General features: G+C 59.7%; 25 protein-coding genes and 1 pseudogene. 9 read left to right on the top strand and 17 right to left on the bottom strand.

Features of this window, described 5'->3' with window-relative positions; all coding sequences use genetic code 11:
- Positions 1-5: 5 nt before the first annotated feature.
- The 4 genes from AC1DVH_RS00895 to exbB form a co-directional block, all read right to left on the bottom strand.
- On the bottom strand, positions 6-935 hold the full coding sequence (locus AC1DVH_RS00895) for a LysR substrate-binding domain-containing protein (protein ID WP_477752259.1): 930 nt from the start codon (positions 933-935) through the stop codon (positions 6-8).
- Positions 936-1,121: 186 nt separating this feature from the next.
- Positions 1,122-1,871 carry an energy transducer TonB family protein gene (locus AC1DVH_RS00900; protein WP_477752260.1) on the bottom strand — a complete coding sequence of 250 codons (750 nt, stop codon included), beginning with the start codon at positions 1,869-1,871 and terminating at the stop codon, positions 1,122-1,124.
- Positions 1,868-2,296, bottom strand: coding sequence for a TonB system transport protein ExbD (exbD, locus tag AC1DVH_RS00905; RefSeq protein ID WP_007975187.1), 429 nt, complete (start codon positions 2,294-2,296; stop codon positions 1,868-1,870). The genes AC1DVH_RS00900 and exbD overlap by 4 nt, the downstream gene beginning before the upstream one ends.
- A gap of 6 nt (positions 2,297-2,302) precedes the next feature.
- Positions 2,303-3,232 (bottom strand): tonB-system energizer ExbB, encoded by a 930-nt coding sequence (exbB, locus tag AC1DVH_RS00910; protein WP_477752261.1) that lies wholly within the window; start codon positions 3,230-3,232, stop codon positions 2,303-2,305.
- Positions 3,233-3,420: 188 nt separating this feature from the next.
- On the opposite strand from exbB, the gene AC1DVH_RS00915 reads away from it, so the two are divergent.
- Positions 3,421-4,278 (top strand): SDR family oxidoreductase, encoded by an 858-nt coding sequence (locus AC1DVH_RS00915; RefSeq protein WP_477752262.1) that lies wholly within the window; start codon positions 3,421-3,423, stop codon positions 4,276-4,278.
- Between the two features lie 65 nt (positions 4,279-4,343).
- Here the strand turns inward: AC1DVH_RS00915 and AC1DVH_RS00920 are convergent, their stop codons facing one another.
- From AC1DVH_RS00920 to AC1DVH_RS00945, 6 genes are all read right to left on the bottom strand, one after another.
- Positions 4,344-5,084 carry a hypothetical protein gene (locus tag AC1DVH_RS00920; RefSeq protein WP_477752263.1) on the bottom strand — a complete coding sequence of 247 codons (741 nt, stop codon included), beginning with the start codon at positions 5,082-5,084 and terminating at the stop codon, positions 4,344-4,346.
- A 67-nt stretch (positions 5,085-5,151) separates the two neighbouring features.
- Positions 5,152-5,532: a RidA family protein gene (locus AC1DVH_RS00925; RefSeq protein ID WP_003229509.1), complete on the bottom strand. Its 381-nt coding sequence runs from the start codon at positions 5,530-5,532 to the stop codon at positions 5,152-5,154.
- A 28-nt stretch (positions 5,533-5,560) separates the two neighbouring features.
- On the bottom strand, positions 5,561-7,666 hold the full coding sequence (gene spoT, locus AC1DVH_RS00930; protein ID WP_477752264.1) for a bifunctional GTP diphosphokinase/guanosine-3',5'-bis pyrophosphate 3'-pyrophosphohydrolase: 2,106 nt from the start codon (positions 7,664-7,666) through the stop codon (positions 5,561-5,563).
- A gap of 57 nt (positions 7,667-7,723) precedes the next feature.
- Positions 7,724-7,987: a DNA-directed RNA polymerase subunit omega gene (gene rpoZ, locus AC1DVH_RS00935; protein WP_007921129.1), complete on the bottom strand. Its 264-nt coding sequence runs from the start codon at positions 7,985-7,987 to the stop codon at positions 7,724-7,726.
- Between the two features lie 167 nt (positions 7,988-8,154).
- Positions 8,155-8,775 carry a guanylate kinase gene (gene gmk / locus AC1DVH_RS00940; RefSeq protein WP_046038947.1) on the bottom strand — a complete coding sequence of 207 codons (621 nt, stop codon included), beginning with the start codon at positions 8,773-8,775 and terminating at the stop codon, positions 8,155-8,157.
- A 12-nt stretch (positions 8,776-8,787) separates the two neighbouring features.
- Complete coding sequence (locus tag AC1DVH_RS00945) at positions 8,788-9,651, bottom strand: YicC/YloC family endoribonuclease (RefSeq protein WP_477752265.1); 864 nt, start codon at positions 9,649-9,651, stop codon at positions 8,788-8,790.
- A 268-nt stretch (positions 9,652-9,919) separates the two neighbouring features.
- Here AC1DVH_RS00945 and rph point away from each other — a divergent pair, with 268 nt between their 5' ends.
- From rph to gltS, 3 genes are all read left to right on the top strand, one after another.
- Positions 9,920-10,642, top strand: coding sequence for a ribonuclease PH (gene rph / locus AC1DVH_RS00950; protein ID WP_007989575.1), 723 nt, complete (start codon positions 9,920-9,922; stop codon positions 10,640-10,642).
- A gap of 28 nt (positions 10,643-10,670) precedes the next feature.
- Positions 10,671-11,039, top strand: coding sequence for a DUF4870 domain-containing protein (locus tag AC1DVH_RS00955; protein WP_007996522.1), 369 nt, complete (start codon positions 10,671-10,673; stop codon positions 11,037-11,039).
- Between the two features lie 383 nt (positions 11,040-11,422).
- Positions 11,423-12,628, top strand: coding sequence for a sodium/glutamate symporter (gene gltS / locus AC1DVH_RS00960; protein WP_477752266.1), 1,206 nt, complete (start codon positions 11,423-11,425; stop codon positions 12,626-12,628).
- A 106-nt stretch (positions 12,629-12,734) separates the two neighbouring features.
- Here the strand turns inward: gltS and AC1DVH_RS00965 are convergent, their stop codons facing one another.
- The gene (locus tag AC1DVH_RS00965) at positions 12,735-13,514 is read right to left on the bottom strand and encodes an exodeoxyribonuclease III (protein WP_003176915.1); all 780 of its coding nucleotides are present in this window, start codon (positions 13,512-13,514) and stop codon (positions 12,735-12,737) included.
- An 82-nt stretch (positions 13,515-13,596) separates the two neighbouring features.
- On the opposite strand from AC1DVH_RS00965, the gene pyrE reads away from it, so the two are divergent.
- Positions 13,597-14,241, top strand: a complete 645-nt coding sequence (gene pyrE / locus AC1DVH_RS00970) for an orotate phosphoribosyltransferase (RefSeq protein WP_008047079.1) — start codon at positions 13,597-13,599, stop codon at positions 14,239-14,241.
- 177 nt (positions 14,242-14,418) lie between these two features.
- Here the strand turns inward: pyrE and argB are convergent, their stop codons facing one another.
- From argB to coaBC, 4 genes and pseudogenes are all read right to left on the bottom strand, one after another.
- Positions 14,419-15,324, bottom strand: a complete 906-nt coding sequence (gene argB / locus AC1DVH_RS00975) for an acetylglutamate kinase (RefSeq protein ID WP_008047078.1) — start codon at positions 15,322-15,324, stop codon at positions 14,419-14,421.
- 17 nt (positions 15,325-15,341) lie between these two features.
- Positions 15,342-16,718: pseudogene (locus tag AC1DVH_RS00980) on the bottom strand (phosphomannomutase/phosphoglucomutase); the annotation flags it as partial.
- A 266-nt stretch (positions 16,719-16,984) separates the two neighbouring features.
- Entirely contained in the window at positions 16,985-17,440 is a 456-nt protein-coding gene (dut, locus tag AC1DVH_RS00985; RefSeq protein ID WP_007975171.1) for a dUTP diphosphatase, read from the bottom strand.
- A gap of 5 nt (positions 17,441-17,445) precedes the next feature.
- On the bottom strand, positions 17,446-18,654 hold the full coding sequence (gene coaBC, locus AC1DVH_RS00990) for a bifunctional phosphopantothenoylcysteine decarboxylase/phosphopantothenate--cysteine ligase CoaBC (RefSeq protein WP_102700099.1): 1,209 nt from the start codon (positions 18,652-18,654) through the stop codon (positions 17,446-17,448).
- 135 nt (positions 18,655-18,789) lie between these two features.
- On the opposite strand from coaBC, the gene radC reads away from it, so the two are divergent.
- Positions 18,790-19,464, top strand: a complete 675-nt coding sequence (gene radC / locus AC1DVH_RS00995) for a RadC family protein (RefSeq protein ID WP_218431783.1) — start codon at positions 18,790-18,792, stop codon at positions 19,462-19,464.
- A gap of 133 nt (positions 19,465-19,597) precedes the next feature.
- Here radC and AC1DVH_RS01000 read toward each other — a convergent pair whose 3' ends face one another.
- Positions 19,598-21,184: an ABC transporter substrate-binding protein gene (locus AC1DVH_RS01000; RefSeq protein WP_477752267.1), complete on the bottom strand. Its 1,587-nt coding sequence runs from the start codon at positions 21,182-21,184 to the stop codon at positions 19,598-19,600.
- 446 nt (positions 21,185-21,630) lie between these two features.
- On the opposite strand from AC1DVH_RS01000, the gene rpmB reads away from it, so the two are divergent.
- A complete protein-coding gene (rpmB, locus tag AC1DVH_RS01005; protein ID WP_007975166.1) occupies positions 21,631-21,864 on the top strand; it encodes a 50S ribosomal protein L28 in 234 nt (77 codons plus the stop codon).
- 11 nt (positions 21,865-21,875) lie between these two features.
- Positions 21,876-22,031, top strand: coding sequence for a 50S ribosomal protein L33 (gene rpmG / locus AC1DVH_RS01010; protein WP_003177274.1), 156 nt, complete (start codon positions 21,876-21,878; stop codon positions 22,029-22,031).
- 117 nt (positions 22,032-22,148) lie between these two features.
- On the opposite strand, the gene AC1DVH_RS01015 is transcribed toward rpmG, so the two are convergent.
- Positions 22,149-22,511, bottom strand: coding sequence for a cupin domain-containing protein (locus tag AC1DVH_RS01015; protein ID WP_108217231.1), 363 nt, complete (start codon positions 22,509-22,511; stop codon positions 22,149-22,151).
- Between the two features lie 235 nt (positions 22,512-22,746).
- On the opposite strand from AC1DVH_RS01015, the gene AC1DVH_RS01020 reads away from it, so the two are divergent.
- A complete protein-coding gene (locus AC1DVH_RS01020) occupies positions 22,747-24,240 on the top strand; it encodes an aldehyde dehydrogenase (protein ID WP_477752268.1) in 1,494 nt (497 codons plus the stop codon).
- Positions 24,241-24,281 lie beyond the last annotated feature (41 nt).

Raw genomic sequence — 24,281 nt, forward strand, 5'->3', positions numbered from 1 at the left:
GTTGCTTAGCCCGCAGCGACTTGTGCCGCTGGCTTGGCCACCGAGCACAGGCGAATGGAGTCGGCGAGAATCTCGATTGCTTTCGGACGCGGGAAGCTGGCGCGCCAGGCAATGGCCACGGTGCGGAAGGGTACGGGTGCCGAGAGCGGGCGCACTTCGATCACGCCGGGGGCGTAGTGATGGCTGTCGACTGCCGATAACGGCAGGATCGAAATACCCAGGCCGGATGCGACCATGTGGCGAATGGTTTCCAGGGAACTGGATTCCACCGTGGTGTGCTTGGCGCCGTCGTTGCCTTTGGTCAGGGTCGGGCAGGCTTCCAGTACCTGATCGCGGAAGCAGTGACCTTCGCCGAGCAGCAGCAAGCTCTTGTCGTTGAGCAGGCTGGCGTCGATGGAATCTTTTTGCGTCCACGGGTGCTGCGCTGGCATGAGCACGTAGAACGGCTCGTCGTAGAGTTGCAGGGTCAGCACGTCGGCTTCATTGAACGGCAGCGCGATGATGATCGCGTCGAGCTCGCCGTTGCGCAGTTTGTCGCGCAGCACGTGGGTGAAGTTTTCTTCGATGTACAACGGCATCTGCGGGGCGACCCGGTGCAGTTGCGGAATCAGATGCGGAAACAGGTACGGCCCGACGGTGTAGATCGCGCCGACTTTCAGAGGGGCGGTCAGTTGGTTCTTGCCGGCCTGGGCCAGTTCGCGGATGCCCTGGGCTTGTTCCAGCACTTTCTGCGCCTGGGCGACGATGCCTTCGCCGACCGGGGTCAGGCGCACGGCGCTTTTGCTGCGCTCGAAAATCAGCACACCGAGTTCGTCTTCAAGCTTTTTCAMGCCCACCGAAAGGGTCGGCTGGCTGACGTGGCAACGCTCGGCCGCGTGGCCGAAGTGCTGCTCTTGGGCGAGGGTAACGATGTAGCGTAATTCTGTAAGAGTCATAGCAAGCGTCCATGAAGTTGCGGGCCAAGCATACCGGCTGCAATCGATAGACGCACGTTATCAGACTGTACGTGTCGAGTGACACCGGGCAATGCGAAAGGCAAAAAAGATCGCAGCCTTCGGCAGCTCCTACAGGGATTACATCAACCTGTGTAGGAGCTGCCGAAGGCTGCGATCTTTTGATTGTTAACGCCGGCGTTTTTCCAGCGAGTAAACAAAGGGGGCAACAATTTCGATGGAGCCATTGGTCAGCATGTCGGCCGGTGGTTTGGGCAGCGGTTGAGCGCGGCGGATCATTTCCAGGGTGGCCCGGTCCAGATCGGCAGTGCCCGAGGCGCCGACCAGCTCAAACGACAACACATTGCCTTCGGCATCCACGACGAAACGCAGACGGTTCATGCCTTCCTTGCCCCGCGCCTGGGCACTTGCAGGGTACTTCTTGTACTTCTGCAGGTGCGCCAGCAAGGTGCCTTGCCAGTTGGCCTTGGCCGCCAGTTGAGCTGACGAAGGGCCGGGCGCAGGCTGGGCGGATTTCTCCGTTGGCGTTTGAGTCTGTTGCGTTTCGGCTGGTTTCTCTTCGGCCGGCTTTTCTTTCGGCGGTTCGGGTTTCTTCTCTACCGGCTTGGGCGGCTGCGGCTTCGGCTTGGGTTTGACCGGCTTGGGCACGGCAATTTCAGCTTTCGGCGCTTCGGCGAGCTTGGGTATCGGCAGTTCTTCAACCGGAGCCGGTGGCTGCGGCGGGGTGACGACCTTCGGCGGAGCAGGCGGTGGCGGGGCAGGAACCGGTGCCAGTTCGACCATCATTGCCTGAGGGGGCAATTCGATGGGCGGACGGCCGGACCAGTTCAGCGCCAGCGCGATGGCCAGCGCGTGAACACCCAGCACTACTGCCAGGCTACCGCTGTAACGCGTCAGCTTATGGCGCGTCGTGATCATTTCTTGGCTGCCGTCTCGAGACCGACCAGACCCACCTTCAGGTAACCGGCGGAGCGCAGGTTGTCCATCACGCTCATCAGGTCGCCGTAATCCACGCCTTTGTCGGCCTGGAAGAAGATCGTCGTGTCTTTCTTGCCCTGGGTCCTGGCGTCGAGCGTGGCGCCGAGTGCTTCGGCTTTCACCTCGTCTTCGCCGAGGAACAGGCGCTGGTCAGCCTTGACGCTGAGGAACACCGGTTTCTCTGGCCGCGGCGCCGGCTTGGCGGTCGAGGCGGGCAGGTCGACCTTGATGTCCACGGTGGCCAGTGGGGCCGCCACCATGAAGATGATCAACAGCACCAGCATCACGTCGATGAACGGCGTGACGTTGATTTCGTGGTTTTCGGACAGATCGTCGTCTGCCCCTTCTTTCAAATGCAGGCCCATGGCCGATTACCCCACTTTCACCATGTGCGGTTGCGAGCTGCGCTCAGGCTGGTGGTCGAGGTCGCGGCTGACCAGCAGCAGGACCTGTGCCGACGCGTCGGACACCTGAGCCTTGTAACCGGCAATGGAGCGGGCAAAGACGTTGTAGATCACGACCGCAGGGATCGCTGCAACCAGGCCCAGCGCGGTAGCCAACAGGGCTTCGGCGATGCCGGGAGCGACGACGGCGAGGTTGGTGGTCTGGGTCTTGGCAATGCCGATGAAGCTGTTCATGATGCCCCAAACGGTGCCGAACAGGCCGACAAACGGGGCAGTGGAACCGATGGTGGCGAGTACGCCGGTGCCGCTGCTCATGTTACGACCGCAGGCCGCGACCAGGCGCTCAAGACGGAAGCTCACGCGTTCCTTGATGCCTTCCTTCTCGCGGCTGTTGACCGACAGGCGCATCTCTTCGAGGGCGTCGTGCACCAGCAGGTTGGCCAGGGTGCCTTCCTTCGCCGCAGTGGCGCTGGCTTCCTTGAGGGAGGCGGATTTTTTCAGTTGGGCGATTTCACCGCGCAGACGACGCTTGGCGCCCATCAGCTCAAGACCCTTGGCGATCCAGATGGTCCAGGTGATGATCGAGGCGATGGCCAGGCCGATCATCACGATTTTTACGATGATGTCGGCGTTCTTGTACATGCCCCACGGCGACAGGTCATGGGCCATGCCCAGAGTGTTGTCGGCTTCGAGGACTTCAGGGGCGTCTTCACCCAGCGTTTCTGCCGGTGTGGCGTGATCGGCCGGAGCAGGTGCGGTGGCGGCTGGTGTGGCTGGCGCCTGGGCATCGGCGAAAGCGGCGACTGGCGCGAGCATCAGGCTGAGGAGCAGGGCGGCCACCGCGCTCCAGGCGCGAGGTCGTTTGGTTGGCGAAGCGGAGAATTGATTACGTGTCATGCTGGCCGGACCTGAGAGAAAAAACGGGTGATGTTCTTCCAGGCCTCGAAAGGCCGAGAACAAAAGTGGGGCGCATTATTGCAATTAATTCTTGTTAACAGAAGTAATAGCGTCTCTTTTTTTCCTGCATTGCTAGCCGCCTATCTATTGCCGGCGCTAGTCTGTGGCTTTCCGATGGGAGTTTTCTGATGTCTGCGCCTACTGTTTTGATCGCCGGCTGCGGTGATGTCGGCAGCCGCCTGGCCACACAATTGCTGGCGACGGGGTGGGAGGTCCATGGTCTGCGACGCGACGTTTCACGCCTGCCCAACGGCGTTATCGGTGTTGCTGGTGACCTGTTCAACAAAGATTGCCCGGCCACTTGGCCAATTGGCGCCGTGGATTACCTGGTGTATTGCGCGGCGGCCACCGATCACGATGAAGCCGGTTACCGTGCTGCCTATGTCCAGGGCCTGGAGCATGTGCTGGAGTGGCTGAACGACTACGGGCAGGTGCCCAATCGCCTGTTGTTTGTTTCCAGTAGCAGTGTTTACGGGCAACAGGAGGGCGAGTGGGTCGACGAAACTTCGCCAGCCGTGGCGGCAGGTTATTCCGGACGTGTGATGCTCGAAGCCGAGCAACTTGCCCTTAAAAGCGGCATTCCGGCCAGTATCGTGCGCTTGACCGGCATTTACGGCCCTGGCCGTGAATGGCTGCTGACGCAGGTGCGCCGGGGTTATCGCGTAGCGGTCGAACCACCGTTGTATGCCAACCGGATTCATGCGGACGATGCCGCGGGGTTGATAGCGTGCCTGCTTGAGGCGGATCGACGTGGTGTGGCGCTGGATGATATCTACATCGGCGTCGATGACGCACCGGCAGCGCTGGCCGATGTGGTGGGCTGGTTGCGTGAGTATCTGGGTGTGACTGAATGGGCCGATGACGACAGCGTGCGTCGCACTGGCAGCAAACGCTGCAGTAATGCGCGGGCTAAAGCCTTGGGCTGGACGCCGAAGTACCCGAGTTTTCGCGAGGGGTATGCGGCGATCATTGAAGGGCGCTGCTGACCTTCAGGCACCCTGAAACAACTGTGGGAGCGAGCAGGCCCGCTCCCACATGGGTTATGCGTAGGTTATTGCTTCTCGAGCAACCACTTGCGCTCGCCCGGCGTAAACGAGGGCATCTCGTCAGCCTGCGCCGTGTTCACGGTCTGGAAAATCTCCAGCTCTTTGCCCTTTCGCGCAAAGATCCAGGCGTTGCCCTGGCCATTTTGTTGCAGCCACATGTTGTCGTTGCCGCCGCTCATGGATGCGCAATCGCCGGCCAGGCACAGCGCATAGCGGTCGCTGCCTGGCAGGCCGGTCACCTGGCCATCGGCCTGGAATTGAACCGTGTTGCCTTCGCCTGGGCCGTTGACGATTGTCCAGCCGCCGCCCATGTAGGCTGAATACAGCGCACGTTCGAAGCTGGCGCCCATCGGTGCGCCATCCGGTACCTGGATCTGTACGCGGTCGAAGACTTGCTCAGGCTCATTGTCGCTGGCGGACTGGCTCAGTTGCTTGCCGTCACGCTTCAACTCACTGGCCGAGCTGCCATAAAAGTCGACTTTCCAGGCGCCGGACTCTTCACCCAGCAGCTTGCCGTCGACATTTTCAAAACCGTTGGTGTAGCGGGCCTGACCAGCCTTGGTGTTGATGTCCCATTCCAGGTTCGGGCCATTGGCCTGGAGCGCTTCGCGCAGGGGGACACCTTTGGATGCAGCGTCAATCGCCATCTGGTTGATCCAGGTGCCGCTGATGTCACGGTCGGCAGGGTTGCTGGCACATCCGCCCAGGAACAGGGCGAGCAGCGAGAGAGCAAGCGCGTTGCGCATGGTGGAATCCTTTCAAACTTTCTTTACAGCAGAGCAGTCGACGCAGCCTTGGGCTGCGCCGCACGCATTACTCGATGACCAGGATGGCATCCATTTCAACCTGCGAACCCTTTGGCAGGGCTGCTACACCGATGGCGGCGCGGGCAGGGTAAGGCTGGTCGAAGTACTTGCCCATGATCTCGTTGACCTTGGCGAAGTGGCTCAGGTCGGTGAGGAAGATGTTCAGCTTGACGATGTCCTTGAACGAACCGCCAGCGGCTTCGGCCACGGCCTTGAGGTTCTCGAACACCTGAACGGTCTGGGCTTCGAAGCCTTCAACCAGTTCCATGGTTTTTGGGTCCAGGGGAATCTGACCCGACATGTAAACGGTGTTGCCAGCCTTGATCGCCTGGGAGTAAGTACCGATGGCGGCCGGGGCCTTGTCGCTGGTGATAACAGTCTTGGTCATGTATGACTCCTTGTAATGAGTTGGCGAGCTATGCACGCATGCGGGTGATGCGAATCACCCCGGACAAGGCGCGCAGTTTCTTGATCACGCGGGCCAGGTGCACGCGGTCGTGCACGCTGACCACCAACTGGACCACGCTGATGCGACCATCGCGTTCGTCCATGCTGATTTTCTCGATATTGCCGTCGGCCGCGTTGACGCTGCTGGCCAGCAGGGCGATCAGGCCGCGCTGGTGCTCCAGCTCGACGCGCAGCTCGACGTTGAATTCGCCGGTGACATCCTTGGCCCACGAGAGCTGGATGCATTTTTCCGGGTTGTGCCGGATTTCGCTGATGTTGCGGCAATTATCCAGGTGCACGACCATGCCTTTGCCGGCAGACAGGTGACCGACAATCGGGTCGCCCGGGATCGGCGTGCAGCACTTGGCGTAGCTGAGCACCAGGCCCTCGGTGCCGCGAATCGCCAGCGGGCCTTCCGGACTTGGCAAATGTTCGCCTTCGCCCAGCAGTCGGCGGGCCACCACATAGGCCATGCGATTGCCCAGACCGATGTCTTCGAGCAAATCTTCGATCAGTTCGAGACGGTACTCGATAAGCATGGCCTTGACGCGTTCGGCCGGGATTTTCTCCAGCGCGCTGTCGAAACCGTTGAGGACCTTGTTCAGCAGGCGTTCGCCGAGGCTGATGGATTCGGAGCGGCGTTGCAGCTTCAGTGCGTGGCGGATGTGCGTGCGCGCCTTGCCGGTGACCACGAAGTTGAGCCAGGCCGGGTTCGGCCGCGCGCCGGGAGCGCTGACGATCTCGACCGTGGAGCCGCTTTGCAGCGGTTCGGACAGCGGTGCGAGTCGACGATTGATCCGGCAGGCGATGCAGCTGTTGCCGACGTCGGTGTGTACCGCGTAAGCGAAGTCGACCGCCGTAGAGCCCTTGGGCAGCTCCATGATCCGGCCTTTGGGCGTGAACACGTAGACCTCGTCCGGGAACAGGTCGATCTTCACACTTTCGATGAATTCCAGTGAGTTGCCGGCGCGTTGCTGCATTTCCAGCACGCCTTTGACCCACTGGCGGGCGCGGGCGTGAGTGCCTTTCGGCTGCTCGTCACCGCTGGACTTGTACAGCCAATGGGCGGCGATGCCGTTGTTGGCCATCTCTTCCATTTCGCGGGTGCGGATCTGGATCTCGATCGGTACGCCGTGCATGCCGAACAGCGTGGTGTGCAGCGACTGATAGCCGTTGGCCTTGGGGATCGCGATGTAATCCTTGAAGCGTCCCGGCAGTGGCTTGTACAAATTATGTACAGCGCCCAGCACGCGGTAGCAGGTATCGACCTTGTCGACGATGATCCGGAACGCGTAGACGTCCATGATCTCGTTGAAGGCCCGACGCTTGCCGCGCATTTTCTTGTAGATGCCGTAGAGGTGTTTCTGCCGGCCGCTGACCTCGCCCTGGATGCCATCGATGGCCAGGCAGTGGCTCAAGGACTCTTCAATCTTGTTGACGATTTCCTTGCGGTTGCCCCGGGCGCGTTTGACCGCCTGGTAGATCCGCGCGGAACGCATCGGGTGCATGGCCTTGAAGCCGAGGTCTTCGAATTCTATGCGGATGGCGTGCATGCCCAGCCGGTTGGCGATGGGCGCATAAATTTCCAGGGTTTCCTTGGCGATGCGTCGGCGTTTTTCGCCGGACAACACTTCCAGGGTGCGCATGTTGTGCAGGCGGTCGGCCAGCTTGACCAGGATCACGCGAATGTCGCGGGCCATGGCCATGGCCATTTTCTGGAAGTTTTCGGCTTGTGCCTCGGCCTTGGTCTCGAAGTTCATCTGGGTCAGTTTGCTGACCCCGTCGACCAGTTCGGCCACGGTTTCGCCGAACTGCGCTTGCAGCGCTTCCTTGGCGATACCGGTGTCTTCGATCACGTCATGCAGCATTGCAGCCATCAGGCTCTGATGGTCCATGTGCATGTCGGCAAGAATATTCGCAACCGCGAGTGGGTGCGTGACGTACGCCTCGCCGCTACGGCGGCGTTGGCCGTCGTGGGCTTGTTCGGCGTAGAAATACGCTCGGCGGACCAGGTTGACCTGGTCGTTGCCGAGGTAGGTCGATAAGCGATCGGCGAGGGCGTCTATGCTCGGCATGATATCTCCTGCCGTAAGCTTTTATCCCGCGCCGTGCTACGTCGACCAGGCATAGGCTTAGACGGCCTCGTTGGACTCGTCCTCGAATGCAGCAAAAAGCGGTTCATCTTCAACGATTTCGGCTTCGGCGATAGCTGCGTAGTCGATCAGGCCTTCAGCGATTTCGCGCAGGGCGACGACGGTAGGCTTGTCGTTTTCCCATGCTACTTTCGGCTCTTTGCCCCCGGTGGCCAGTTGACGGGCACGCTTGGTAGAGAGCATGACCAGCTCAAAGCGGTTATCCACGTGTTCTAGGCAGTCTTCAACGGTTACGCGGGCCATGGTCTTCCTCGTAGCAAATGCAATATGCGCGCTGCCCGGATGGGCGAGCGGACTCAACAGTTTAAAAAATCACCAGCGATTAGGGAAGCGCTGATTTTTTGACCAAGCCCCACAACGCGCTGCAAGTGCCAATGTAAAGCCCTTGCAGCGGTTTTGGGAAGAGCTGATTAACCGAGCAATTCAGCCAGCAATTTGCCGTGACGCTGCTGCTGACGCTTTTGAATCAGCTGATTGGCGCGGAAAATCGCCTTCAGATCGTGCAGCGCGTGGGCGAAATCGTCGTTGATGATCAGGTAGTCGTAGTCGACGTAGTGGCTCATTTCGCTGACGGCTTCGCGCATCCGGCCGTCAATGACTTCGTCACTGTCCTGGCCGCGATTGGTCAGGCGCTGGTGCAGGGCCTGCAATGACGGTGGCAGAATGAAGATCGAGCGGGCCTGAGGCATCAGCTTGCGCACTTGCTCGGCACCTTGCCAGTCGATTTCCAGAATCAGGTCGTGGCCTTCGTCCAGTGTCTGCTGCAGGTGGCTTTGCGACGTGCCGTAGAGATTGCCGAACACTTCGGCGCGCTCAAGAAAATCCCCGTGTTCGATCATCTTCACGAACTCGCTGCGGTCGACGAAGTGATAGTTCACGCCATTCACTTCACCGGGGCGCATGGCGCGGGTGGTGTGGGAGACCGAGACGCGGATCTCCGGATTGGCGTCGGTCAGGGCCTTGACCAGGCTGCTCTTGCCCGCGCCCGAAGGGGCGGAAATGATGTACAGGGTGCCGGTGCTGTGTGTCATGTCGGGGTAGCCTTACTCAATATTCTGCACTTGTTCGCGCATCTGCTCGATCAACACCTTGAGGTTGACCGCAGCCTGGGTGCTGCGCGGGTCGAAGGCTTTGGAGCCCAGTGTATTGGCTTCGCGGTTGAGTTCCTGCATCAGGAAGTCCAGGCGCCGACCGGCGGCGCCGCCGGATTTGAGCACCCGGCGAACTTCGATGATGTGAGTACTCAGGCGATCCAGTTCTTCGGCGACGTCGCTTTTTTGCGCGAGCATGACCATTTCCTGCTCCAGGCGCTGCGGGTCCATCTCGGCCTTCATGTCGGCGAAGCGGTCGAGGACTTTCTGGCGCTGGGTGGCGAGCATTTGCGGGACCAGTTCGCGCAAGGTCACCACGTCTTCTTCGATGGAGCTCAGGCGCTCGTTGATCAGCCGCGCCAGCTCCGCGCCTTCGCGCTCGCGGCCGGCCTTCAGTTCCTTGAGACCCTGATTGAACAGTGCCAGCGCTTCGGCGTTCAAGGCTTGCGGGTCGATTGCGTCGCCTACCAGTACGCCGGGCCAGGCCAGGACTTCCAGCGGGTTCAGCGCGGCCGGGTTCTTGATCAGGCTGGCGATGGTCTCGGCGGCGGCGACCAGTTGCGCGGCGCGCTCCTGATCGATTTGCAGCGCTTTGCCGGTGTTTTCTTCGGTGAAGCGCAGGGTGCATTCGAGCTTGCCCCGCGATATACCCTGGCGCAGGGCTTCACGAACAGCGCCCTCGAGGTCGCGAAAGGACTCCGGCAGGCGCAGGTGGGGTTCCAGGTAGCGGCTGTTGACCGACCGCAGCTCCCAGCTCAGGGTGCCCTGGACGCCGGCGTTTTCGACGCGGGCGAAGGCGGTCATGCTGTGCACCATGGCGGTACCTCGCAATGCAGATCGGCACCGAACCGAGGTTCCGGGAATCCGATATCAATGAATTAAAGCCGACTGGCAGCAAAGGCGCAGGATTGTAGCGCAGTGACGCGGATGCGCCCAAACACACGGTGTGACAAAGAACGGCAGGCCTGCACCGACGCGCGGTACAGAGCCCTCGGTCGTCGGCGGAATTTTTTAGAAGTGCCCAGTGGCGGCCGTCGGCTCTATAATGCTCCGCAGTTTTCCGTCCCCAGTACAGGTACTCCCTATGATACGTCCAAGTGGTCGCGCTGCCGATCAGCTCCGCTCGATCCGCATCACCCGCAACTACACCAAACACGCCGAGGGTTCTGTGCTGGTCGAGTTCGGTGATACCAAGGTCATCTGCACCGTCAGCGTTGAGCCGGGCGTACCGCGTTTCCTGAAAGGCCAGGGCCAGGGTTGGTTGACAGCCGAGTACGGCATGCTGCCGCGCGCTACCGGCGAGCGTAACCAGCGTGAAGCCAGCCGTGGCAAGCAAGGCGGTCGCACCTTGGAAATCCAGCGTCTGATCGGTCGCTCCCTGCGCGCTGCGCTGGACATGTCCAAGCTGGGCGACGTCACCCTGTACGTCGACTGCGATGTGATCCAGGCCGATGGCGGCACCCGCACGGCTTCGATCACCGGCTCCATGGTTGCGCTGATCGATGCCTTGAAAGTCATCAAGAAGCGTGGCGGTCTGAAGGGGGGTGACCCGGTCAAGCAGATGATCGCTGCTGTTTCCGTGGGCATGTACAAGGGTGAGCCTGTGCTTGACCTCGACTACCTGGAAGACTCGGCCGCCGAGACGGACCTGAACGTGGTGATGACCAGCGCTGGTGGTTTCATTGAAGTCCAGGGCACTGCCGAAGGCGCGCCGTTCCAGCCTGAAGAGTTGAACGCCATGCTCGAGCTGGCGAAGAAAGGCATGAACGAGATCTTCGAACTGCAAAAGGCCGCATTGGCTGACTGACCGGACTGCTCCAGGCAAGGAGGACACCATGAGTGACGAGCAACTGCCACTGCCCACGCCGAGCCAAGAGGTGCGTCAGTGGGCCATGTTTTGCCACTTGTCCGCCTTGCTGGGGATCTGGATTCCGTTTGGCACGATCATCGGCCCGCTGATTCTCTGGCAGATGAAACGCGAGATGGACCCGTTCATCGATGCCCAGGGCAAGGAAGCGCTGAACTTTCAGATCTCCGTCGCCATTGCCTCGGCCATTTGCTTCTTGCTGATGGTGGTGATTATCGGGTTCTTCCTGTTTGGCCTGATCGCGATCGGTGCGCTGGTGCTGACGATCATTGCCGGGGTGAAGGCCAATGAAGGGCAGCCTTATCGGTATCCGTTCACCTGGCGGTTGATCAAGTAAGCCAGGACGCTGGCGCTGTTTTAAGCGCAGTTCAATACAAATGCCCCGACATGTCGGGGCATTTGTATTTTTGCAATCAGATTAATCTCTAATGTTGCGTACTTGGTCGCTCGCTATTCAAATGAAGTTCATTCGTGCAAATAAAACTCCTTACACGTTTAGTCACAAACTGCAAGACTCAGTACGGCTTGTATGCTTGGCAATGAGACTTGGCGATTGATAAAGTTTCCGCAAGTAATATTTATAAAGAAATATTTCGATATATTCGGACCATTGACGGTCTCTGAATCCAATACTAGTCAGTGTTGAGATGGATCAACCTGTTCAAGAGGCGTGTCCAGGTAAAAAGTTCGCCCCTGAATGTAAAAGCAAGAATATCCCAAATGCTTCAGCTCGATTTTTATGGAACGCTTGTCGCCGCCTCTTTAGTACTTTTGCTGGGACGCGCTCTTGTCTCACGTGTCGGCTTTTTACGTACTTATAATATCCCGGAACCTGTAGCAGGCGGCCTGGTGGTTGCCTTGGGTCTTCTGGCTTTGAGAACCCTCGATTTCGAAATCCGATTTGATACCTCGCTGCAAACTCCCTTGATGTTGGCGTTTTTTGCCACCATCGGCTTGAGTGCAGACTTCGCCAGCCTGAAGAAGGGCGGGCGCGTCGTGGGGATCTTTTTGCTGGCGGTTGTCGGACTTCTGGTGATCCAGAATGCGATGGGTATCGGGCTTGCAACGGTGCTGGGGCTCGACCCCTTGATGGGCTTGCTGACAGGCTCGATTACCTTGGCAGGCGGCCACGGTACAGGTGCTGCGTGGGGGGCGACGTTCAGCGAGAAGTTCGGTCTGGCGTCTGCCTCTGAACTGGCCATGGCCTCTGCGACGTTTGGCCTGGTGCTGGGCGGTTTGATCGGTGGGCCTGTTGCCCGCCTGCTCATCAGTCGTGTCCAGACACCCGGCTGCGAGCAGGAAAAGCCACGGTTGCCCAAGGGCTTTGAACAACCGAACAAAGAGCGCTCGATCACGTCGTTTTCGCTAGTCGAGACATTGGCTTTGATCGCTGTCAGCCTGCTGGCGGGCTCACTCCTGAATGGGTGGCTTCAGGGGACCGCATTTGAGTTGCCAACGTTTGTTTGCGTGTTGTTCGTGGGCGTGCTTTTACGGAACGGGCTTTCGGCGCTTGGCGTGTATCAGGTGTTTGAGCGTGAAGTCTCAGTGCTGGGGAACGTCAGCTTGTCGCTGTTTCTGGCGATCGCTCTGATGTCACTCAAACTGTGGGATCTGGCTGCACTGGCTTTGCCGATCTTCATCATCCTGGCTGCGCAAACGCTGGTCATGGCACTGTTCGCGATTTTTGTGACGTTCAGGATGATGGGCAGTAACTACGATGCGGCTGTACTGGCGGCAGGGCACTGCGGTTTTGGACTGGGTGCCACGCCAACGGCCATCGCTAACATGCAAGCGGTAACACAGCGCTACGGGCCTTCGCAGATAGCGTTCCTGGTGGTGCCTATGGTGGGCGCTTTCTTCATCGACATCATTAATGTCATCGTGATCAAGTTGTACCTTGCACTGCCGTTTTTCGCCGCGGTTTGAAGTTCAGGCCGTTGGGCCCCCCTGAATAGAATGCATAAAAAATGCCCGTATCTTGCGATACGGGCATTTTTTCGACCGTCTATCAGACTGTTCAGTGAAAAATCACTTAGATCGTCAGCGTCCAGTCGTAGTCCACGATCAGCGGCGCGTGTTGCGAGAACCGCGGCTGGCGTGGCAGGCGTGCACTGCGTACGAAGCGGCGCAGGCCCGGGGTCAGCAGTTGATAGTCGAAGCGCCAACCGAGGTTGAGCATCTCCGCCTGTTCGTTGTCCGGCCACCAGCTGTACTGGTCGCCTTCACGGCTGACTTCCCGCAGGGCGTCGACATAACCCATGTTGCCGACAATCTCGTCCATCCAGGCACGTTCAGGTGCCAGGAAGCCCGGAGATTGCTGGCTGTCGCGCCAGTTCTTGATATCCAGCTTCTGTTGCGCCACGTACAGCGAGCCACAATAAATGTACTCGCGACGTTTGCGTCGCTGTTTATCCAGATAACGGGCGAAGTCGTCCATTAGCTTGAACTTCTGGTTCAAGTCTTCATCGCCGTTCTGCCCCGAAGGGAGCAGCAAGGTCGCGATGCTGACCTTGTCGAAATCGGCTTGCAGGTAGCGCCCGTAGCGGTCGGCCGTCTCGAAACCGAGACCGCTGATGACAGCCTTCGGTTGCAACCGCGAATACAAAGCCACGCCGCCTTGGGCAGGGACTTCGGCATCGCAGGCATAAAGGAAGTAGCCATCCAGTTGGAAGGCTGGGTCATCCAGTTCAAAGGCGGAGGCACGGGTGTCCTGCAGGCAGATGACGTCGGCATTCTGTGCTTGCAGCCAACTGAGCAAACCACGCTCGACTGCAGCCTGAATACCATTGACGTTCACACTGATGATCCGCATAAATGGCCCCAAAAATCGCGTGCGTGTATGATACACGGCGTCAAGCTAATTAGCTAAATCCGTGGTATTTGGGGTTTTTTTCATGCAAGCGTATCAGCGCGATTTCATTCGTTTTGCCATCGATCGCGGCGTTTTGCGCTTCGGTGAGTTCACCCTGAAGTCCGGGCGTACCAGTCCTTACTTCTTCAACGCCGGCTTGTTCAACTCGGGCTCGGCTCTGGCGCAACTGGGGCGTTTCTACGCCGCCGCCATTGCTGAAAGCGGCATTGCGTTCGACGTGCTGTTTGGCCCGGCCTACAAGGGCATCCCGTTGGCGGCGACCACCGCCGTGGCGCTGGCTGAACATCACAACCGTGACCTGCCATGGTGCTTCAACCGCAAGGAAGCCAAGGCCCACGGCGAAGGCGGCAGCCTGGTCGGCGCACCGTTGACCGGCGATGTGCTGATCATCGACGACGTAATCACCGCTGGCACCGCGATCCGTGAAGTGATGCAAATCATCGCTTCCCAGGACGGCGCCAAGGCCGCTGGCGTGCTGATCGCCCTGAACCGTCAGGAGCGTGGCAACGGCGAATTGTCGGCGATCCAGGAGGTCGAGCGTGACTTCGGCATCCCGGTGATCAGCATCGTTTCGCTGAATCAGGTGCTGGAGTTCCTGGCTGATGACCCGCAGCTCAAGCAGCATCTGCCGGCCGTGGAAGCCTACCGCGCCCAGTTCGGCGTCTGACGCTAGCCCCTGTAGGAGCGAGCTTGCTCGCGAAAAACTTCAACGATAACGCGGAATGACTGAGGAATCGCGGTGTTCTGACGTCCATCGCGAGCAAGCTCGCTCCTACAGGGATCGTGGGCAAAAAAAGACCCCGCTCAGCCAGGCCGAGCGGAGTCTTCTTGTTTGCGCTATCGCTTAAGGACGCTTGCGATTGCTGATCAGGGTGCCCACCCCGGTATCGGTGAAGATTTCCAGCAGGATCGCGTTCGGCACGCGCCCGTCGATGATCAGCGAGCTGCCCACACCGCCCTGGACCGCTTCCAGTGCGCAACGGATCTTCGGCAGCATGCCGCCGTAGATGGTGCCGTCGGCGATCAGGTCGTCGACTTGCTGGGTCGTCAGGCCGGTCAGGACCGTGCCCGACTTGTCCATCAGGCCGGCAATGTTGGTCAGCAGCATCAGCTTCTCGGCTTTCAATGCTTCGGCGACTTTACCGGCCACCAGGTCAGCGTTGATGTTGTACGACTCGCCGTTGGCACCGACACCGATGGGTGCGATCACCGGAATGAAATCGCCCTTGACCAGCAGGTTCAGCAGATCGGTGTTGATCCCGACCACTTCGCCCACATGGCCAATGTCGATGATTTCCGGGGTGGTCATTTCCGGGGTCTGGCGGGTAACGGTCAGCTTCTTCGCGCGAATCAGCTCGGCGTCTTTACCGGTCAGGCCGATGGCGCTGCCGCCATGACGGTTGATCAGGTTGACGATGTCCTTGTTGACCTGGCCGCCGAGGACCATTTCCACCACGTCCATGGTCGCGGCGTCGGTGACGCGCATGCCGTCGACGAAATGGCTCTCGATCGACAGGCGCTTGAGCAGGTCACCGATTTGCGGGCCGCCACCGTGAACCACCACCGGGTTGATGCCCACGGCCTTCATCAGCACGATGTCGCGGGCGAAGCCGGTTTTCAGCTCCTCGCTTTCCATCGCGTTGCCGCCGTATTTGATCACCAGGGTCTTGCCGACATAACGGCGGATGTAAGGTAGCGCTTCGGACAGGACCTTGGCGGTGTTGGCGGCGGCTTCGCGTTCGAGGGTCATTCAGGGCTCCGGGTGAATCAGAACGGTAGTTGGAGATCAGGTGCAACGCGCTTGAGCTGGATGTGGAACACATCCTTGATGCGTTGCAGTTCAGCCTCGTCATCGGCCTCGAAACGCAGCACCAGCACCGGTGTGGTGTTGGATGCGCGTACCAGGCCCCAGCCTTTGGCATAGTCGACTCGCACGCCGTCAATGGTGGTCAGGTCAGCGCCTTCGCCCCACTGCGCATCGTGCAATGCATCAATGATGCTGAATTTGCTCTCTTCGGTCACATGGATATTGATTTCCGGCGTAGAAATATCGTTCGGGAAGGTCGCGAACAGCTCTTCGGCCGAGGATTTTTCCTTGCTGAGGATCTCCAGCAAGCGCGCGGCGCTGTAAATGCCGTCGTCGAAACCGAACCAGCGCTCCTTGAAGAAGATGTGCCCGCTCATTTCGCCGGCCAACAGGGCGCCGGATTGTTTCATTTTCTTTTTGATCAACGAGTGACCGGTCTTCCACATTAACGACCGGCCACCRTATTCCTTGATCAGCGGTATCAGGCGGCGGGTGCATTTGACGTCGAAGATGATCTCGGCGCCCGGGTTGCGCGCCACGACGTCGCGGGCGAACAGCATCAGCAGGCGGTCCGGGTAAACGATGCTGCCGGTGTTGGTCACCACGCCGACGCGGTCGCCATCGCCGTCGAAGGCCAGGCCGATATCGGCCTTGGTTTCCTTGACCTTGTTGATCAGGTCCACGAGGTTTTCAGGCTTGCCCGGGTCCGGGTGGTGGTTGGGGAAATTCCCGTCGACTTCGCAAAACAGCGGGATGACTTCGCAGTTCAGCGCTTCGATCAGCTGCGGGGCGATCACGCCGGCCGCGCCGTTGCCGCAGTCGACGACCACTTTCAGGCGACGGGCCAGCTTGATGTCCTGGACGATTTCGGTGGTGTAGCGGTCAAGGATCTCGACCTGGGTGATGCTGCCCTGGCCGCTGCTCAGGTTGTTGGTCTTGAGGCGGTCATGCAGGGCCTGGATCTGTTCGTTGGCCAAGGTGTCGCCGGCAATGACGATCTTGAAGCCGTTGTAGTTCGACGGGTTGTGGCTGCCGGTAAGCATCACGCCGGATTTGCCGGCCAGTACGTTGGCGGCGTAGTAGAGCGCCGGAGTCGGGACCAGGCCGACATCACTGACGTGGCAGCCGCTGTCAGCGATGCCTTTGATCAGTTGTGCGACCAGTTCCGGGCCGGACAAGCGGCCATCGCGACCGACGGAAACGTTTGGCTCGCCCTGGGCCAGGCTTTGGGAGCCGACGGCGCGGCCGATCCAGTAAGCGGTTTCAGCGTTCAGGAATTCCGGAACGGTGCCGCGAATGTCATAGGCGCGGAAGATGCTGTCAGGGAACTTGGGTGCGACTTTGGCCGGGGTGTTCATCTGTGGAAATGCTCCATCTCGAAAGTGGCTGGACAGGCCGCCGATTCATTCGGCGGCAGGTTCAAACTGAAGGGTATGACGGCGTTTTTCACAGAGAGTTCGTGGTATGAAAGGGCCATGACGCGCCTGACGACAAGGGTTTGACCGGGCAATGCCTTGATTTTCGGAGCTAAACCTTGCAGATGACAATTTGAATTTTGTGGCGAGGGAGTCCGTTCCTCCACCACAAGAAGAGCGTGACCGGATCAGCGAGTACCGGTATGGCCGAAACCGCCAGTGCCGCGCTCGGTTTCAACAAACTCTTCAACCATCTCGAAGTGAGCCTGCACCACCGGCACCAGCACCAGTTGCGCCAGGCGCTCGCCGACCGGCATGGTGAATTCGGTCTGGCCACGGTTCCAGCAGGAGACCATCAATGGGCCTTGGTAGTCGGAGTCGATCAGGCCGACCAGATTGCCCAGTACGATGCCGTGCTTATGGCCCATTCCCGAGCGCGGCAGAATCAGCGCCGCCAGGTTCGGGTCACCGATATAGACCGACAGGCCGGTGGGAATCAGCACGGTTTCACCCGGCTTGATCACGGTGTCCTGTTCCAGCATGGCGCGCAGGTCGAGGCCGGCGGAGCCCGGTGTGGCGTATTGCGGCAGCGGGAATTCGGTACCGATGCGGGGGTCGAGGATCTTGGCTTGCAAAGCGTGCATGTAAATTAAACCTGGTTCAGACGTTCGGCGATAAAAGTGATCAGCTGGCGAGCAATCTTGCTCTTGCTGGTCTGGGCGAAGAGTGTGGCGTGTAGCTCACGGTCGATCACGCTGCAGGCGTTTTCTTCGCTGTTGAAGCCAATGCTCGGGTTGGCGACGTCGTTGGCGACGATCAAATCGAGGTTCTTGTCTTTCAGCTTGCGCGCAGCGTAATCGAGCAGGTGTTCGGTCTCGGCGGCGAAACCGACACTGAACGGGCGGTCGGGGCGGGTGGCGATGGTGGCCAGGATGTCCGGGTTACGCACCATCTGTAGCAACAAGCCGTCGCCGTTCGTAGGGTCTTTCTTGAGTTTCTGTGGGGCAACGACTTCCGGGCGGTAGTCCGCAACGGCTGCCGAGGCGATGAACAGGTCGCAAGGGATCGCCGCTTCGCAGGCAGCGAGCATGTCGCGGGCGCTGACTACATCGATGCGGGTGACGCGATCCGGGGTCGGCAGATGCACGGGACCGGTGATCAGGGTCACACGGGCACCGGCTTCCACGGCGGCTTCGGCCAGGGCAAAGCCCATTTTCCCGGAACTATGGTTGGTGATGTAACGCACCGGGTCGATGTTTTCCTGGGTCGGACCGGCCGTGATCAGCACGTGTTTACCGGTCAGGGCCTGACGCTGAAAGCAGTCGGCGGCGCACTGGGCCAGTTCAAGGGCTTCGAGCATGCGCCCCAGCCCGACGTCGCCGCAGGCCTGGCTGCCGGAGGCTGGGCCGAAGACCTTGATGTCGCGGCTTTCGAGGGTTTGCAGGTTGGCCTGGGTCGCCGGGTCGCGCCACATGGCCTGGTTCATTGCCGGTGCAACGGCGACCACTGCGTCGGTGGCCAGCACCAGCGTGGTCAGCAGGTCGTCGGCAATGCCTTGGGCCAGACGGGCGATCAGGTCCGCAGTGGCGGGGGCGATCAGCACCAGGTCGGCCCATTTTGCCAGCTCGATGTGGCCCATGGCCGCTTCGGCCGCCGGGTCCAGCAGGTCCAGGTGGACCGGGTGCCCGGACAGGGCCTGCATGGTCAGTGGGGTGATGAACTCTGCGCCGCCACGGGTCATGACCACGCGCACTTCGGCGCCCTGGTCGATCAGGCGGCGAACCAGGTCGGCGCTCTTGTAGGCGGCGATACCGCCGCCGACGCCCAGAACAATGCGTTTCCGATACAGCCGCTGCATAGGCCTGCCTTTCAATTCGTTGGTGACTTACGTGGCGAAACCCCCTCCCCAGGGTGAATTCGCCCGCAAAAAAGATGGGCTACGATATCACAGCGACCGCTACGGAACAGCGGCGCCCACAGACAGGGAGGTGCTATGAGTATTCGCGATTGGCCGGCGGCGGAACGGCCGCGGGAGAGGTTGCTTGAACAGGGCGCGGGAAGCCTTTCGGATGCCGAACTGCTGGCGATCTTTTTACGCACGGGCGTGGTGGGTAAAAGTGCAGTGGATTTGGCGCGACACCTGTTGAATCAGTTTGGCAGCCTGCGATTGCTGCTTGAGGCCGATCAGGAAACGTTCAGCAAGCAGTTGGGGCTTGGGCCGGCGAAATTTGCACAGTTGCAGGCTGCGCAAGAAATGAGCAGGCGTCATCTGGCCGAGCGTGCGCGCCAAAAATCGGCACTGGAGAATCCTCACGCGGTTCGTGAGTACCTGAAATCGATGCTGCGACACGAGCCACACGAGGTATTTGGCTGCCTGTTTCTCGATTCCAAGCATCAGGTGCTGACGTTTGAGACGCTGTTTCGCGGCTCCATCGACAACACCAGTGTTCATCCGCGAGAGGTGGTCAAACGCGCCTTGGCCAACAACGCAGCGGCATTGATCCTCTGCCACAACCATCCTTCGGGTAACACCGACCCTAGTCAGTCCGACCGGGTGCTGACCAAGCGCCTGCAAAAGGCGCTGGAGTTGATTGACGTGCGGGTGCTTGACCATTTCATCATCGGCGACGGCGATCCGTTGTCGATGGCTGAGTATGGGTGGATGTAGATCTGGTGGGGGAATGCAGAACCCTGTGGGAGCGAGCTTGCTCGCGATGGCGTCGGCACATTCAGCATTGATGTTGCCTGAAAGTCCGCTATCGCGAGCAAGCTCGCTCCCACAGGTTTTGTGTTGTGTCAGATTATTTGAGGTTTACCTTCGAATAATCCTGCCGCCCAAACGGGCTGACCGAGTACCCCTCGACATCCTTGCGCGTCAGCGCGAAAGCAGTCGGGTGGGCCAGGGGCAGCCACAACGCCTGTTGCTGGATCTGCGCCTGCGCCTGTTCGTAGAGTTTGCTACGCACACCTTGCTCGCCAGTGGTCTTGCCGGCGCTGATCAGCTTGTCCAGATCCTGGTTGCAGTAACGGGCGAAGTTGGTCCCGGATTTGACCGCAGCGCAGGAAAACTGCGGCGTGAGGAAGTTGTCCGGGTCACCGTTGTCGCCAGCCCACCCCATGAACAGCAAGTCGTGTTCACCGGCCTTGGCGCGGCGGATCAACTCGCCCCATTCGATCACGCGTATTTCTGCCTGAATGCCGATTTCGGCCAGATCGGACTGCAGCAGTTGCGCACCTAGGCTCGGGTTGGGGTTGAGCAGGCTGCCGGAAGGGCGGGTCCAGATGGTGGTCTGGAAGCCGTCCTTGAGCCCGGCCTTGGCCATCAAGGCTTTGGCCTTTTCGATGTCGTGAGGGTAGCCCGGCAGGTTTTTCGCGTAGCTCCAGGTGTTGGGCGGGTACGGACCGTTGGCCGCCTCGGCAGTATCCTCGAACACGGCTTTGACATAGCTGGCCTTGTCGAAGGCAAGGTTGATGGCCTGACGCACCTCTGGCTTGTCCAGCGGCGGGTGCTGGCTGTTGATGCCGACGAATGCGGTCATGAACGCGTCAGTCTTTTCGACTTTCAGGGTCGGCTCTTTCAGCGCTTCCTGTACGTCCAGAGGCTTGGGCGACAGGGCGATCTGGCATTCGTTACGGCGCAATTTCTGCAGGCGCACGTTGGCATCCGGCGTGATGGCGAAGATCAGCGGATCTACAGAGGGTTTGCCGCCGAAGTATTCGGGGTTGGCTTTGTAGCGAACCGAGGCGTCCTTCTGGAAGCGCGTGAATACGAACGGCCCCGTGCCGATCGGCTGGCTGTTGAGCTTCTCAGGCGTGCCGGCCTTCATCAGTTTGTCGGCGTACTCGGCCGAATAGATCGAGGCGAAGCCCATGGTCAGGGTCGCCAGGAAGGTCGAATCCGGGTGGTCGAGGGTGAAGCGCACGGTTTGTGGGTCAAGGGCGTCGATTTTCTTGATCAGTGCAGGCAACTGCATCGATTGCGCATGCGGGAAGCCGCTCTGGGCGACTTTGTGCCACACATTGGCCGGGTCGAGCATGCGGTCGAAGCTGAAAATCACGTCTTCGGCGTTCAGGTCACGTGTCGGGGTGAAGTACTCGGTGCGATGGAATTTCACCTGCGGGTGCAACTTGAAGACGTAGGTCAGGCCGTCGGGGCTGACTTCCCAGCTGTCGGCGAGGCTGGCGACCACTTTGCCACTGGCCGTGTCGAAGTCCACCAGGCTGTTCATCAGCACATCGGCCGAGGCGTTGGTGGTGGTCAGCGAGTTGTACTGCACCACGTCGAACCCTTCAGGGCTGGCCTCGGTGCAGACGCTCAGGGCGGCGGCAAAGGCCTGTGGGCTCAGCAGAAGCGGGGCGAACAACAGCGGTAGGGCAGCAAGGCGCATGGTCGGCTTCCTTTTCAGGTCGAAGGCCCATCTGCAAGTGCAGTCTGGAAAAGGCTTACCCTAGTGGGCTCTTTTGCAAATGACTATCCCCTTTTTCATTTTAAGGGGACTATAGGCGACTGAATTTGCTGTGCCACGGCTGAGCAAACTCTCTGGTTGGCTCGGTTAGCGATACTCTGCGACGAGCGGTCGCCATCGACGATAGCCTTTGTCCAAGGCGCTCGGAGTCCGAAAAACGGGGTTTTTGTGAATTCAACGCACACCGAATGTTGTTGCTCTCCAGTCTTTCTGGTATAAAGCAGYGCTCTTTTCTAGGGGCCCGGTTCCTTCACTGTAGGTGTAGCCGGTAAGACCTCTAAAGAAACGCGGCGCCTGGCGCCAAATGACTGAGAGATTAAGCGGCCAACCCATGCCGGGTTGGGCATGTGGTTTTAGAGGGCTGAGGCATGTCTAGAGTATGTCAAGTTACCGGTAAGGGTCCGGTAACCGGGAATAACATTTCCCACGCAAACAACAAAACCCGTCGTCGTTTCCTGCCGAACCTGCAGCATCACCGCTTCTGGGTTGAAGAAGAGAAACGTTTTGTGCGTCTGCGCGTATCTGCCAAAGGCATGCGTATCATCGACAAGCGTGGCATCACTGTCGTGCTGGCCGAACTTCGCCGCGATGGCAAGGTTTAAGGGAGCTAATCATGCGTGAATTGATTCGTTTGATTTCGAGCGCCGGTACTGGTCACTTCTACACTACCGACAAGAACAAGCGTACTACCCCGGACAAAATCGAGATCAAGAAATATGATCCGGTTGTTCGCAAGCACGTGATCTACAAAGAAGGCAAAATCAAGTAATTGATTTTTCCCTCTTACAAAAAAGGCCCGTATCGCGAGATACGGGCCTTTTTTGTTGCCTGAGGGTTTTTGTGTCGGCTTTCAGGGGCTCTTCGCCGGCTCAAACACCTGAAATCTTCAAGCCTTCTGTTCAAACGCCACATAGATCTTGCGGCATGGCTCCAGCACTTCCCAGGTGCCTTTGAACCCGGCCGGAATGACGAAGCGGTCTCCGGCGCGCAAGGTCTTGGCGTTGCCGTCGCTGTCGCGCAGCACCGAAACACCCTGAACGATTTCGCAGTATTCGTGTTCGGTGAAGTTCACCGTCCACTGGCCGACGGCACCTTCCCACACACCGGCGTTCAACTGACCACAAGGGCTATTGTAGTGGTTGTAAACCGCTTGCTCCGGGTCGCCCTTGAGCACTTTGGTCGGGTCCGGACGGTAGCGTTCGGCGGCGGTGGTAGCCTGGCTGAAGTCGACGACGTTCTGGATGTTCATTGTTGTTATCCCTCCGTGATTACGGCGCGAGTGGTTGGTCAGCCCAAAGTCTATGTTTATTAAAATGAACATCGCAAGGCCATTTGCCGGCGTTATGTCAAATATATTGAAACTTTATGGGCGGCTGGTTTAGGGTGGTGGATGCCTTGGGCCGATAAGCAGGCTGGCCGGGCAGAATTCCTGACAGCGCCCGCGAAGAACGCGGGTGTCGTATCAATAAGAGGAGGACACTCGCATGACCACCCTGACCCGTGCCGACTGGGAACAACGTGCCCGCGACCTGAAAATCGAAGGCCGCGCCTATATCAATGGCGAATACACCGACGCCGTCTCCGGCGAGACTTTCGAGTGCATCAGCCCGGTCGATGGCCGTCTGCTGGGCAAGATTGCCAGCTGTGACGCCGCCGWCGCCCAGCGCGCCGTGGAAAACGCCCGCGCCACCTTCAATTCCGGTGTCTGGTCGCGCCTGGCGCCGACCAAGCGCAAATCCACCATGATCCGTTTCGCCGGCCTGCTCAAGCAGCACGCCGAAGAGCTGGCCCTGCTTGAAACCCTGGACATGGGCAAGCCGATCAGCGACTCCCTGTACATCGACGTTCCCGGCGCGGCGCAAGCCCTGAGCTGGAGCGGCGAAGCCATCGACAAGATCTACGACGAAGTCGCTGCAACCCCGCACGATCAACTGGGCCTGGTGACTCGTGAGCCCGTTGGCGTGGTCGGCGCCATCGTGCCGTGGAACTTCCCGCTGATGATGGCGTGCTGGAAACTGGGCCCGGCGCTGTCCACCGGTAACTCGGTGATCCTCAAGCCGTCGGAAAAATCGCCGCTGACGGCGATTCGCATCGCTGAGCTGGCTGTCGAAGCCGGCATCCCGAAAGGCGTTCTGAACGTGTTGCCGGGTTACGGTCACACCGTCGGCAAGGCCCTGGCCCTGCACAACGACGTCGACACCCTGGTGTTCACCGGTTCGACCAAGATCGCCAAGCAGCTGTTGATCTACTCCGGCGAGTCGAACATGAAGCGCGTCTGGCTCGAAGCAGGCGGCAAGAGCCCGAACATCGTGTTCGCCGATGCGCCGAACCTGCAAGACGCTGCCGAAGCGGCTGCCGGTGCCATCGCCTTTAACCAGGGCGAAGTTTGCACCGCCGGTTCGCGCCTGCTGGTGGAGCGTTCGATCAAGGATAAATTCCTGCCGCTGGTGATCGAAGCGCTGAAAACCTGGAAGCCGGGCAACCCGCTGGACCCGGCGACCAACGTTGGTGCGCTGGTTGATACCCAGCAGATGAACACCGTGCTGTCTTACATCGAGTCCGGTCATGCCGACGGCGCCAAGCTGGTGGCCGGTGGCAAGCGTACGCTCCAGGAAACGGGCGGCACTTACGTTGAGCCGACGATTTTCGACGGTGTGAGCAACGCGATGAAAATCGCCCAGGAAGAAATCTTCGGCCCGGTACTGTCGGTCATCGCATTCGACAGCGCAGAAGAAGCCATCGCCATTGCCAACGACACACCATATGGCCTGGCCGCTGCGGTCTGGACGGCCGACATTTCCAAGGCTCACCTCACCGCCCGCGCACTGCGTGCCGGTAGCGTGTGGGTCAACCAGTACGATGGCGGCGACATGACCGCTCCGTTCGGTGGCTTCAAGCAGTCCGGCAATGGTCGCGACAAGTCCCTGCACGCGTTCGACAAGTACACCGAGCTGAAGGCGACCTGGATCAAGTTGTAAGTCAGTGAGGGAGCTCGATGGTTAAGTCGGGCGTCCTGAGC

This window comes from Pseudomonas sp. P4_C3, from assembly GCF_056402075.1.